The 11,922-nt window shown below is 67.7% G+C and carries 12 protein-coding genes; 9 read left to right on the top strand and 3 right to left on the bottom strand.

From position 1 onward, the window contains the following. The coding region (locus GUY59_RS43210; protein ID WP_161715019.1) for a hypothetical protein at nucleotides 1–191 on the bottom strand (191 nt) is incomplete at its 3' end. Here GUY59_RS43210 and GUY59_RS51090 point away from each other — a divergent pair. The 4 genes from GUY59_RS51090 to GUY59_RS43190 all read left to right on the top strand — a co-directional run bounded on the left by GUY59_RS51090 (nucleotide 190) and on the right by GUY59_RS43190 (nucleotide 3,444). Continuing rightward, nucleotides 190–552: a DUF4244 domain-containing protein gene (locus GUY59_RS51090; RefSeq protein ID WP_330849298.1), complete on the top strand. Its 363-nt coding sequence runs from the start codon at nucleotides 190–192 to the stop codon at nucleotides 550–552. The genes GUY59_RS43210 and GUY59_RS51090 overlap by 2 nt on opposite strands. Nucleotides 553–608: 56 nt before the next feature. Further along, a complete protein-coding gene (locus tag GUY59_RS43200) occupies nucleotides 609–944 on the top strand; it encodes a TadE family type IV pilus minor pilin (RefSeq protein ID WP_252375064.1) in 336 nt (111 codons plus the stop codon). A gap of 45 nt (nucleotides 945–989) precedes the next feature. Continuing rightward, nucleotides 990–1,364 carry an Rv3654c family TadE-like protein gene (locus tag GUY59_RS43195; RefSeq protein WP_289514104.1) on the top strand — a complete coding sequence of 125 codons (375 nt, stop codon included), beginning with the start codon at nucleotides 990–992 and terminating at the stop codon, nucleotides 1,362–1,364. A 370-nt stretch (nucleotides 1,365–1,734) separates the two neighbouring features. Then, on the top strand, nucleotides 1,735–3,444 hold the full coding sequence (locus tag GUY59_RS43190; RefSeq protein WP_138203195.1) for an Ig-like domain-containing protein: 1,710 nt from the start codon (nucleotides 1,735–1,737) through the stop codon (nucleotides 3,442–3,444). 369 nt (nucleotides 3,445–3,813) lie between these two features. Here GUY59_RS43190 and GUY59_RS49570 read toward each other — a convergent pair whose 3' ends face one another. Continuing rightward, the gene (locus GUY59_RS49570) at nucleotides 3,814–6,174 is read right to left on the bottom strand and encodes a DEAD/DEAH box helicase (RefSeq protein WP_330849297.1); all 2,361 of its coding nucleotides are present in this window, start codon (nucleotides 6,172–6,174) and stop codon (nucleotides 3,814–3,816) included. 409 nt (nucleotides 6,175–6,583) lie between these two features. Between GUY59_RS49570 and GUY59_RS43180 the strand changes: the two genes are divergently transcribed. Both GUY59_RS43180 and GUY59_RS43175 read left to right on the top strand, forming a co-directional pair. Beyond that, on the top strand, nucleotides 6,584–6,934 hold the full coding sequence (locus tag GUY59_RS43180) for an STAS domain-containing protein (RefSeq protein ID WP_043629845.1): 351 nt from the start codon (nucleotides 6,584–6,586) through the stop codon (nucleotides 6,932–6,934). A gap of 1 nt (nucleotide 6,935) precedes the next feature. After that, nucleotides 6,936–7,355 carry an ATP-binding protein gene (locus GUY59_RS43175; RefSeq protein ID WP_138203197.1) on the top strand — a complete coding sequence of 140 codons (420 nt, stop codon included), beginning with the start codon at nucleotides 6,936–6,938 and terminating at the stop codon, nucleotides 7,353–7,355. 779 nt (nucleotides 7,356–8,134) lie between these two features. Here the strand turns inward: GUY59_RS43175 and rox are convergent. Continuing rightward, nucleotides 8,135–9,598: a rifampin monooxygenase gene (rox, locus tag GUY59_RS43170; RefSeq protein ID WP_201762037.1), complete on the bottom strand. Its 1,464-nt coding sequence runs from the start codon at nucleotides 9,596–9,598 to the stop codon at nucleotides 8,135–8,137. Between the two features lie 723 nt (nucleotides 9,599–10,321). Between rox and GUY59_RS43165 the strand changes: the two genes are divergently transcribed. From GUY59_RS43165 to GUY59_RS48040, 3 genes are all read left to right on the top strand, one after another. After that, complete coding sequence (locus GUY59_RS43165) at nucleotides 10,322–10,774, top strand: hypothetical protein (RefSeq protein ID WP_138203204.1); 453 nt, start codon at nucleotides 10,322–10,324, stop codon at nucleotides 10,772–10,774. 505 nt (nucleotides 10,775–11,279) lie between these two features. Then, nucleotides 11,280–11,579, top strand: a complete 300-nt coding sequence (locus GUY59_RS48045; protein ID WP_269129079.1) for an alcohol dehydrogenase catalytic domain-containing protein — start codon at nucleotides 11,280–11,282, stop codon at nucleotides 11,577–11,579. Nucleotides 11,580–11,607: 28 nt separating this feature from the next. Next, nucleotides 11,608–11,784 (top strand): hypothetical protein, encoded by a 177-nt coding sequence (locus tag GUY59_RS48040; protein ID WP_201762034.1) that lies wholly within the window; start codon nucleotides 11,608–11,610, stop codon nucleotides 11,782–11,784. The last annotated feature ends 138 nt before the right edge of the window (nucleotides 11,785–11,922 follow it).

The following is an 11,922-nucleotide window of genomic DNA, read 5'->3' as shown; positions in this document are numbered from 1 at the left end:
CCCCTGACCGGCCACACAGCCGTCACCACGACGACCATCCCGCCGACGACGACCATCCCGCCGACGTCGACCTCCTTCCCACCGGCCGACCCGTCGAGCTCTGCCCCCGCCGTGCCGGGCCGCTCCGGCCCCGCACCCGGCGACTCTTCACCTACGGCCCGTGCGCTGCCAGGCAACCTGCCAGCGTCCATGTCCTACGGCACCACCCGCGGCGGCGCGCCGACGCCCGTAGGCATTGACCCGGACACCTCGCCGCCGCCCGTCAACGCCCCCTCGGACACCCCGCCGAGGCCCGCCGACACCGCGCCGGGCGACTCGCCGACCACCTCCGGCGGGGAAGCCGCCGGAGCGGGCTCGTGGCGGCGGTCCAATCGATGGCTTCACTACGCGCTGGCCAACCGCGAACGAGGAATGTCCACGGCCGAATACGCGGTGGGCACCATCGCGGCCTGCGCCTTCGCCGCACTCCTGTTCAAGGTCGTGAGCAGTCCGGAAGTGCAGGAAATGCTGTCTTCTCTCATCGACCGGGCACTCAAGACGACCGGCAAATGAGCCGCCGCCCCGGGCGGATCACCGTGGGTGGGGGACGGTCGGCATCGCGGGGCTCGGTGACGGCCGAGACCGCCGCGATGTTGCCCGCTCTCATGGTGGTCCTGGCTGCCGCGCTGTGGGCCGTCCAAGCCGTCGGCGTCCAACTCGAATGCGTGGACGTCGCCCGCGCGGCCGCCCGGGCGGCGGCCAGGGGCGAACCACTGAGCCAGGTCCGCGATCGTGCCCGGTCGGCCACCCGTGCCGACGCGCGGATAGCGGTGTCCCGCGACGTCGATCTGACCAAGGTGCGGATCACTGTCGAGGTGCGTCCGGCGTGGGGCGGGTCGCTGCCCGCCGTCCAGGTGTCCGCCACGGCCACGGCCGACACCGAACCACGCCAGTCGGTCCCCTGAGCAGAGCCGTACCGGCATGAGACCGGCCATCGCCGAGGAGGAAAGATCAAGCGCGACAAGGAACGCGGCTCCGCCACGCTGTGGGGTGTCGCCCTCATGGGTCTCCTGATGGCCGTCGCCACGGCGGTGGCCACTGTGGGCTCCGTACGCGTGGCCGGCCACCGGGTCAGCAGCGCCGCCGACCTCAGCGCGCTGGCGGCGGCCGAGATGGCGTTGACCGACCCGGAGGGCGCCTGCCTTCGGGCGTCGGCCATCGCTGCACGAAACGGCGCGAAACTGACCCGCTGCGAGATTCGGGACGAGATCGCCGATGTCTGGACCACGGTGTCGATCTCCCTGCCGATCGCCGGCACCCGCACCCTGACCGGGAGATCCCGTGCGGGCCCCGCGACGGTGGCCCCGGCCGGCTCTCCGACGTAACTGATGGGGATGACCTGCCCTGACTTAGATGATGAGTCCTGATTCTTGCTATTTGCACAAATATGCGTGAGCGAACAAATGGGTGAGCGTTGTCGAAAGTGGTGAGTGTGGCTTACGGGTGCAATGTCGCGATCCCGTTACGACTTCTTAGACGCAGTGTCCAAGAGTTGAGCATTTCCCGTAAGGTCCCGCTTACCCTCGGTTCATGCCATATGCGGCAGACGTCTGTGACAGCTCTGACGAAGTCGCTAGGGTGCGGTCCGGGGGCGGTCGGTGACCGTATCGGCCGGGCGGACTGCACTTCCGGTCGTCGCGTGAACGCCCCCAAGGGCGGTCGGGCGACGCGAGGCTCTCGATGGAGGGAAGCGTCGTGACGGTAGTCGGCAAAGTGGTGGCCGCGGGAGCGATCGTGGTGTTGTCCGTCGCGCTGGGCGGGTCCGCGCGGGCCGCCTCCGCGACCTGGCAGGCCGACACGTCCGGGCAGATCACCTCGCCCACCGACGGCCAGGTGCTCTCCGGCTCGACGATCACTGTCTCCGCCAGCACGGGGATGATCCAGCTCAGCATGGGCCTGTACGTCGAAGGCCCGTCAACCCCCAGCCAGAAGGTCGCCGGAGGCGGTGCCAACCAGACGCTCTCCGGCACGTTCGACGCCGGCGCCGCCCCCAACGGTCCCTTCACGGTGACCCTCAAGGGAGAACTCACCGGGAGCGTGTACGCCACCAGCACCTTCAAGCTGCGTAGGCCCGCCGAGACTCCGGGCAACCCGAACGTGGCCCGGCAGGGCACCGACAAGGTCCTCGTCACCTGGCCCAAGGGTGCCGAGCCCGATCTGCAGTCCTACGAGGTCTCCAACACGCTGACGGGCATCGTCGGGAGGCTGCCTGCCGACGGTGCCTGCGAGGGCACCTCCTGCAGGGCGGCGCTCACGGTGCCCGCCAAGGCGGAAGGGCAGCGGGTGGGGTTCACCGTCAAGGCATTCAGGGGTGATGGGGAAGGGGGCTCGATCGGGTCGGATCCGTCGGGCGCCGCCTACCTCGCCATCCCCGCCAAGACCACCGCCAAGCCGAAGAAGACCACCAAGCAGACGCCGAAGAAACGAGATGCCAAGAACGTCGACGCGCTGCCGACCCTGCCCGCCAAGAGGCAGGCAGCGCCCACGGACGAGCCGAACCGTAAAACCACCAAGCTGCCCGACATTCCTGACACCGACGTTGACGGAAACCTGCCCATCCCGACAGCCGACGACGATTCGGGCGGGCTCGTCCCGTCCGGCGCCAGGGACGGCACGGACACCGCACCCGTAACCGCCGGCGACGTAAGAGCCCAGTCGAGCGCGTCGCCGCTGGGGAACATCGGACAGTACGCCCTCTACGTGGCTGCCGGCCTCCTTCTGCTGCTCCTCGGCGCGCACGCGGGGGCGTGGGCGCGGCGCCGAGCCCTTGCCGGTCCAGGCACCGGGGCAACATCCGGTGCCACGTCGGCGCCGGTCGGGGCGGCCACGCGCGCAGGCCGGGCTTCGGCCGAAGGCGGCGCGCATGGCTCGCACGTCGCGCAGGGCTCGCAGGGCGATGTCACCGTCCCACCTGCCGCCGTGCCGCTCCGGCGGCGGCCCACGGTGATCCTGGCCGTGGCCAAGACGCGCGTACCGGAAAAATCCCAAGCAGAGCAGCCCAAGGAACACCAGCAGCCGTCGAAGCACGAACGAAGTAGGGACGCGTTCGGGGAGTCCACCGCGTTCCCCACCTCGGAGCCGGCGCGCAAGGAGATCTCCGTCCAGATCGAGGTGGACGACGTCTGGGGGGTTCGCGACACGGACGGCGCCCGGCAGGGTCCCAAGCGGATCGCGCTGCCCAGCTCGGCCGTGACAGACGTTCCCGAGGGCTCGGCCTCCATCAGCCCGCCCGCCGTCCGCATAGAAGAACACTGGGACGACTACCTTCCCCCGTCGCCCAGAGCCATGGAGGACAGCGGGTTCTGGGAACGCCCGCAGCCGGGATCAGCCGATTTCTGGGCCGCCGACGACGATGAGAACGAGCGCGTTTCCGCTGGTCGCAGACACAGAGGTGGCGACAGTTGAGGTCGTCTGAGGTCGTCTGAGGTAAGTCACCGGAGGTCGCATCGTGGCGGCCGTGACCCGTCCGATGGTCGCGGTACCACGGTTCGTGAACGGCGGGTCTCGGGGAAACGGTTCACGCTTGTTGCGACCTATGGGTGAGCCGCTGCTACGAAGCGTGTGCCGATCTGCGGATCAGACGTGCGGCAGCGGTGTGCCTGACGCCTTCTGCCTGCAGCTTGTGGACTGCCGTGCCGCTGTGGGATGCGGAGCGTGTGGGTTTGCAGGAGCGTTGACCCCACCCGCACCTCTTAAGGACATCTCGCACCAACCCGAGATGGCTGCGCCGTCAACCGAAGGGGGCGCCGTGCGGGAGCCTGGGCACGGACGGGTCTATTGCTGGGGCAGCAGAGTGTCGAGGAGGCGGATCGCGCCTCGTTTGTCCAGGGGTTCGTTGCCGTTGCCGCACTTCGGCGACTGGATGCAGGAGGGGCAGCCACGTTCGCATTCGCAGGAGGTGATGGCTTCGCGCGTCGCCGTCAGCCAGTCCGTCGCCCGGGCGTAGCCGCGTTCCGCGAAGCCCGCTCCGCCCTCGTGGCCGTCGTACACGAAGACCGTGAGCAGGCCCGTGTCCGCGTGGAGTTCGGTGGAGACGCCGCCGATGTCCCAGCGGTCGCAGGTGGCGAACAGGGGCAGCAGCCCGATCGACGCGTGCTCGGCGGCGTGGGCGGCTCCGCCGAGGTCGATGCCGGCCTCGGCGAGCGCGGCGAGCGCGGACGCGGGGAGCGTCCACCAGACCGCGCGGGTGCGAAGGGTGCGAGGCGGCAGGTCGAGGGGCTCGTCGCCGAGCATCTCGCCCGACTGGAGGCGTCTTTTGAGGTACGAGACGACCTGCCGGGTCACCTCCACCTCGCCGAAGTGCAGCGTGCCCGGGCCGAGAGGGTGGGAGCGTTGGGTGCCGAGGATGGAGATGTCGGTGATGTCCCGGGCGAACGTGGTGTAGTCGGGGCTCGCGCTGGAGACGAGGGCGACCCCGGCCTCCAGATCGAGGAGTTCCACGATGAAGGTCTCGCCCTGGTGGAGGTAGACCGCGCCGGTGTGCACCGCGGTGTGGGCGGACGGCTCGTCCACACTGCCCAGGAGGCGGCCGGTCGACGACTCCACGACCTGGATGGGGGCGCCTCCACCGCCGCGGATGTCGGCGAGGTCGGTGGCGCGTTCACGCCGGGTCCAGAACCATCCAGCCGGGCGCTTCCTGAGCAGATGCCGGGCGACCAGGTCGTCGAGGACGGCCGAGGTGGTGTCGCCGAAGACGGCCAGATCGTCCTCGGAAAGCGGGATCTCGGCGGCCGCGGCGCAGAGGTGAGGGCCCAGCACGTACGGATTGTCCGGATCGAGGACGATCGCCTCCACGGGCCGGCCGAACAGCGCATCGGGGTGGTGCACCAGGTAGGTGTCCAGAGGATCGTCCCTGGCGATCAGTACGGCGAGCGCGTCCCTGCCGTCCCGGCCCGCCCGGCCCGCCTGCTGCCAGAGCGAGGCCCGGGTGCCCGGCCAGCCGGCGATCAGCACGGCGTCGAGCCCGGAGACGTCCACGCCTAGTTCGAGGGCGTTCGTGGTGGCCAGGCCCATGATCGTGCCCGCACGGAGCGCCTTCTCGAGCAACCGGCGGTCCTCGGCCAGATAGCCGGCACGGTAGGCGGCGATCTTGTCCGGAAGGTTGGCCCAGTCGGAGGGGTCCGGGATCGACCAGTTGAGCGAACCCTCCTCCGTCCCGCCGTCGTCCCCAGGCTGCTCGGAGGCGGCGAGCCTCGGCGGCCGGCCGGTCGGCCGGGCTGCTTTCTGGGCGGTGGGGTCGCCGGCGCTCGCCGGCTCGTCCGCGGCGGAGATTCGGTGATCGGGCCCGCTGGGTGTGCTCTGTCCGGGGTTGTGGTGGTGGGTTCGCCTGGGGCTGGGTTCGCCGGGTTCGTTGGGGGTGCGGGGGGAGCCGGTGTGGTGGTCGGGAGGTGGTGTGAGGGAGAAGGCGACGTCGGCGAGTTTGGCTCGGGCGGACAGGGCGACCGTTTCCGCGCCGCGGCGCGAGCGGACGAAGGCGAGTGTGCGGATGTCGGCGAGGACGAGGTCCGCGAGCAGGTCGGCGGCCTCCGCCGTGGCTGTGCGCCGTACGGGCGCCCCTCTCTCGCCCCGCAGCTCCGTCAGAGGCGGCTCCCACAGCGCGATGGTCGTCGACCCCTTGGGCGAGGCGTCAACGGCCACCTCGTGCATCTCAAGCCCCGTCAGCCTCTTGGCGAACGCTCCCGGTTCGCTGGCCGTCGCCGAGGCGAGCAGGAACGTGGGCTCCGTGCCGTACCGCGCGCAGACCCGGCGCAGGCGGCGCAGGATCTGGGCGACGTGAGACCCGAAGACGCCGCGGTAGCCGTGGCACTCGTCCACGACGATCATGCGCAGCCGGCGGAAGAAGGACGACCACTGCGAATGGCGGGGAAGGATGCCGCGGTGCAGCATGTCGGGGTTCGTCAGGACGTAGTTGGCGTGCTGGCGTACCCACTTGCGTTCCTCGAACGGAGTGTCACCGTCGAACGTTGCGGCCCGCACCTTGGTGATGCGCAGCTCGCGCAGGGTGCGCAGCTGGTCGGCGGCAAGGGCCTTGGTCGGCGTCAGGTAGAGGATCGTGCCGCCGTCCAGGCAGGCCGTGACCGCGGGGGTGAGGTACGCGAGCGACTTCCCGGACGCCGTTCCCGTCGAGATGATCACGTTTCGGCCACGGAATGCCAGGTCGGCGGCCTCGTACTGGTGAGGCCAGAGTCCTGTGACCCCGCGGTTCGCCAAGCGCGTAACAAAGACTTCAGACGTCCATTTGGGCCATCGGGCTTGACCCGCCTGACGTGCTGGAACATGCTCCACATGGGTGACGCGCTCATGACGTGCGGGAACACCAAGCAGGTGGTGGAGGAGTGGACCTGCCTGTTCTGGGGAGGATGCGGTGGAAGTCACTGTTTCCAGTCTTGCATCGGTGGGCAAAGTCGCCGGGAATCGTGATTTCGTATAGACACAAGCCAGGCACGTGGTTGAATGCCGCGCGTCAGGGTCGGACAGTCTGGGGCCACGCTCCAGATTGCCAGGCCCGTAAGACTACTTTCGCAGGCGAGGCGCTGGAGGATCTGTGGATCTGAAGTTGGATCACCGCACCGAAGACCGACTCACCATCGTGGAGGTCGAGGGTGAGATCGATGTCTACACGGCGCCGAGATTGCGTGAACTCCTCATCGATCTGGTGAACAAGGGCAACTTCCACCTTCTCGTCAACATGGAGAAGGTCGACTTCCTCGACTCCACCGGGTTGGGCGTCCTGGTCGGTGGACTCAAGCGGGTTCGCGCGCACGACGGCTCCCTCGAGCTGGTGTGCACGCAGGAGCGTATCCTCAAGATCTTCCGGATCACGGGCCTGACCAAGGTCTTCGGGATTTACGCTTCGGTCGACGAGGCCAAGGAAGCTCACGGCAAAGACAAGTAGCATGGCTACCGTCGAGCTGACGTTCAGCGCTCTCCCCGCGCACGTGCGGACCGCACGGCTGGTGGCGACGGCGATCGCCCGCCGCACCGGCGTGGAGGAGTCCCTGCTGGACGAAGTCAGGCTCGCCGTGGGTGAGGCATGCTCCCGGGCGGTCGAGGTGCATCGCGCCCACTGTCCGGGCGAACCCATCCGCATCGAGCTGCGTGACGACTCCGGCCGCTTCGAGGTCACGGTGAGCGATCACGCCCCCAGCGATGAGATCAAGCCAGAACAGCCCCTCGATCTGGGCATGCTTTCTGACTCGTTCATGTCGGGCTTCGGCATAGCGGTCATCGAGGGCTTGGCGGACGACGTCGAGGTCTTCCCCGGCCCTAAAGGGACCAACATCCGCATGAGCTGGCCCGCCGCCAACGGCGCGTGATCGCTTCGCGGGTGCTATCACTGCCTCGCCGCTGGGCGCCTTCACGGCGCCCAGCGCAGCGTCACCTACGGCGTGGCCAACGTCAAGACCTCCATTTTTTACGGCAAAGCCGACCAGGCCCCGCCGACCATGGCTGAGGGCCTCCAAGGAGTGCCACAGTCTATAGGTGATCAGAGGGCTGACCTGCGCTTTTGGGCTGCTACGGAATCATTGTCGGCGGGTTGGCCCGTGGTTGCCCCGTGGGCTGCGTTTTCGCTGGTCACAGGCTTGGGGGAGATCGATTGTCCTGTCAGGGCTGCTTCGATCCTCGCGTTGGTCGCGTCCTCCCCGGTGTCGATCCCATGGACGTAGACGGCCATAAGGTTCGGACGGAGTGGCCGAGCCTGCGCGCTACCTGGGCTGCGTCTACGCCCGCCAGATTGAGCATGGAGGCGTTGAAGTGGCGAAGGTCGTAGGGACGCCGCGCGACGTGTGAGGCACGCTCAGCCTCGCTCAGGGCCGTTTTGCGGGCACGTGACCATACGTCCTGGTAGTGGCGGGCGCGGAAGCAGCCTTGATCGGGTCCGTTGTACCCTCGTTCCGCAGGTGCGTGAGAGGAAAAGCACACGGATCTGGGGTTGAGCTGCGAGGACGCCGTCGATCACGCTGAAAGTGGATCAGAACCGCCTTCTCATGGCCGCCGTCATTCGCTCAAAAACTCTAGATAGCAATGGGGCGCACTTTCGAGGCAACATGGCGTGAAGATCAGCCAACGTGCCACACGTGAAAGAAAAGATCATCTAGCCCTGACCTGCGAGAATAGGCCGAGAACCCAGATGACCACCGGCGGGCTTGCCGAACCAGCGGGAGAGGTGGTCGTCCAGGTCCTGCTGATCGTCGCCGATCCAGGCGACGTGGCCGTCGGGGCGTAGCAGGACGCACGGGACATCCAGTGCCGCAGTGGGATCCGCGAGGTCATCGACCCGGTCTGACCAGCCGCCGACGGCCAGGCGTCCGGTGCGGTCCAGCAGCAGGCCGCGGCCGCGGTGCAGCAGGCCGTAGAGGCGGCCCTGTTTCACGTCGATGTCGCGCAGCCGGCGGCCAAGCAGGTCGGGGCCTTCGCCGAAGTCGTAGCGGATGCCGATCGCGGTGATCTTCTCGATCAGATAGCGGTTCACCTCGTCGAAGTCCATCAGTTCGGTGAACAGTCTGCGCACGGCCTGCGGGCCCGGTTCGGTGGACAGCAGTTCCATCTGGGCGCGGGTGTTGTCCAGCACGTCCTCGGCGACCGGATGACGTTCGGCCTGGTAGGTGTCCAGCAGTGTTTCCGGCGCCCAGCCGCGGATCTGTGCGGCCAGTTTCCAGCCGAGGTTGAATGCGTCCTGAACGCCCAGGTTGAGGCCCTGTCCGCCGATGGGCGGATGGATGTGTGCCGCATCGCCGGCCAGCAGCACCCGCCCGACCCGATAACGTTCGGCTATCCGGGTGGCGTCTCCGAAGCGGGACATCCAGCGCGGGGAGTGCACGCCGAAATCGGTTCCGGCGATGGTGCGCAACTGTTGTGTGAAATCGTCAAGGGTGGGCGGTTTCGCGCGGTCGCCGACTCCCGCGGCGGGGACTACGACGCTGTAGACCCCTTCGCCGAAGGGCCGGAGCCAGAATCGCTGATGGATCTCGCGCAGTTCGGTCAGCTTGGCGGCGATCTCCTCCTGCGGCACGCCCACTTCCATCTCGCCCATCAGCGTCTCGGTCCTTGAGGGCTCGCCGGGGAAGCCGACACCGAGCAGTTTACGCACCGTACTGCGCCCGCCGTCACAGCCGACGAGGTAGCGCGAACGCAGCTGTTCCCCGTCGGTCAGCTCGACGGTCACACCCTCGTCGTCCTGCTCGAAACCGCTCACCGCGCAGCCGTGCCGGACCTGCGCACCCAGTGCGATCGCATGTTCTTCGAGCAGATGAACGATGACCGGCTGCGGGATGCCCAGCAGATAGGCGTACGCGGAATCCAGGTCCTTGGGCGCGGGTTTGGGGATGGCGGCGAAGATACCGCCGGCCGGACGTTGTCTTCCACGGTGGAGAATGCGATCCAGCAGTCCGCGCATCGCCATCAGCTCGAGACTGCGAATATGCAGACCGACGATGCGGACGAACGACGCGGGCTCGGTTTCCTTCTCCAGAACGAGTACCCGCACATCGTGCAGCCGTAGTTCGGCGGCCAGCATCGCACCGGTCGGCCCGCACCCGGCGATGATCACATCGAACATGAGGGGCGCACGATCGGCGCCGGAGACCGGCGACCAGAGAACTCCGGGGACGTCGCCCACCGTGGAGTCACGCTCGACCCCGTCGTTCGACGGCGGCTCGGCGGTGACCTGCTGAGACTGCATAGGTGTTGCCTTTCGGGAGTGCCTTGTTGGCGAGGCGCTCCCGGCGACACCTACGTCGATCGCCCGGCCGTGACGGGAAGGGGGAGCACCCACAGCGATGCAGCGTTCATGGGTCTCACCTCCTCGGGCGGTGTCACGGTCGACTGCAAGCTACAAGCCCGAGCATCATCCCGTCCAATCCTTTCCCGGCCATGTGATCACGACTCCCGACGGGCCCGTGCGGTTCGCCAAGGTCGCTCAGGAAGCGATCAGCCGCCCCGATAGGGCAGCACACCCACCCATGAATGATCAATAGGACCGGATCGCGAATCATAGCGCGCGCCGGCCCAGGTGGAGAAACGGCTGGGCCCTGCACGATCGGTATTGAAGGAGGTGGCGTGGATAAGGTCCGCGCCCTGGTCAACACCGCCGACCCGGCCAGCGGCGTACAGGACGTGGTCACACCGAAGTTGCCGAAGGCCTGCAGGGACACGCGCGCGCCGTCCCCCGCCTGGCATACCCCGGATATACCGCGCATTTGTATGGTCCTGCCGTTGGCGTCATTCGACGAAAGGCAGCATCATGTGGAAACCGTCCACGTCAGCAGCCAGAAGGATCGCCGTGGGACTGGCAGCGTCCATGATCGCCACGGGCGTGGCAATGGTCGCCCCATCAGTGGCATCCGCGTCCCCTGGGTACCACCTCTACACCAAATGGAGCGGTGCCGGGAAGCCGTGCAAAAAAGGATCCAAGACGAAGGCATACGACACCGTCATTCCACGCCACAAATACGACGAGCGCCACGTCAAGATGATTTTCGGAATCCCCGCGGGATACAGCTACGCGCGGCAACGGGCCTTCAACCTCGCCCGCGTCGAAGCGGTATGCAGTAAGAGGTATGCGACGGGGCCCAACAACTGGCAGTGGTGGCAGGCTTACTACGGCCTCGAACGCGGTAAGGTGAGCCGCCTGAAGCAGGGAAAACACACGTGTAGTCGTTCCGGCACCTGCGGGAATGCGCACTCCACCAAGTACGGAACCTGGCGAGCGGGCTGGACCCACTTCAAGATGTGAGTGCCGGCGCCGGAACGACTCGGGCCTTCCCCGACAGCCGCCACTGGGAGAGGGCCCTTCATCCTTTTCGCGTGTCGGCCATCGTCTGCACCCGCGACCGCTCGGCCGTCCCGCTCCAGCCGTCATCGGGGGTTGTCCAGCGAACCTGCTGGTCAGTCGCATTGAAGGTCGTCACGGCAAGTCAGGCAAGTAGACCCCAGCATGCCGAGCATGGGGCCCAGCCCCCGCTGCGGCGTCGTCCCAGACCAGCAGTTGGGTGCCCCCCGAGCAGTTGCGGACCCTGGATCCGGCGCGGCGGTCCCCGCATCTGGTGGATGACCGTCCTTTGGCCGCGTTCGGCCTTTCCTCCGCGGACAATCCACAGGGGAGGACCGAAGTTGATCGCCGAGATCGACAGGGTAGAGCTGGCCATGTTTGCGGCGTTTTCGGGGACGCCGGACACGGGGGAGCATTCGGGGGGCACGATGCAAGCGTTCGTGATGAGAGGAATCGGCAGGCCGGGTTGATGGACAAGCCCGTCCCGCGGCCGGGTCCGCTGGATGCCGTCATACGGACGACCGCTGCGTTGATCTGCACGTCGGACTCCCACACTGTCCAGGGCGGCATCGGGCCGCGGGAGAACCTGACGCTCGGCCACGAGGGCGTCGGCGTGGTGCACGAGGTGGGCGACGAGGTGACGGCCTTCCGGCCGGGCGACCGGGTTCTGGTGGGGGCCATCACTCCCGACTGGGGCGATTTCGCCTCCCAGACGGTCATCCGTCACAGTCCGGCGGGCCGCTCGGGGGGTTCAAGTTCGCCAACTTAAGGACGGGGTCTTCGCCGAGTACTTCCACGTGAACGAGGCCGACGCCAACCTGGCGAAGATCCCCGACAGTGTCCCGGACGAGATGACCGTCTACTGCGCCGACATGCTCTCGACCGGGTTCATGGGCGCGGAGAACGGCAACATCCCATCGGCGGGACGGTGGCCGTGCTCGCCCAGGGCCCGCCGGGCCTCATGGGTCGCCTGACCCACACCGACGCCTTTCTGGGCATGCTGCGTACCGTCGGGCTGGACCTCGCCGACGCTCAGGTCGTGCACAGCGATCTGGCACTGCGCGTCTTCGGGTTCGTCCTGCTCGTGGACTACCGCCAGGACCAGGGCGAGC

The organism is Nonomuraea sp. K271, assembly GCF_009908215.1.
Classification (GTDB): Bacteria; Actinomycetota; Actinomycetes; order Streptosporangiales; family Streptosporangiaceae; genus Nonomuraea; species Nonomuraea longispora.
The sequence above is the reverse complement of the archived record's forward strand: the minus strand, read 5'-3'. Positions and strand labels throughout refer to the sequence as shown.

Excerpts from the sequence above, each read along its gene's own strand:
- GUY59_RS51090 (WP_330849298.1), top strand. The coding sequence starts at position 190 with ATGTCCTACGGCACCACCCGCGGCGGCGCGCCGACGCCCGTAGGCATT.
- GUY59_RS48045 (WP_269129079.1), top strand. The coding sequence starts at position 11,280 with ATGGACAAGCCCGTCCCGCGGCCGGGTCCGCTGGATGCCGTCATACGG.
- GUY59_RS43175 (WP_138203197.1), top strand. The coding sequence starts at position 6,936 with ATGGCTACCGTCGAGCTGACGTTCAGCGCTCTCCCCGCGCACGTGCGG.
- rox (WP_201762037.1), bottom strand. The coding sequence starts at position 9,598 with ATGTTCGATGTGATCATCGCCGGGTGCGGGCCGACCGGTGCGATGCTG.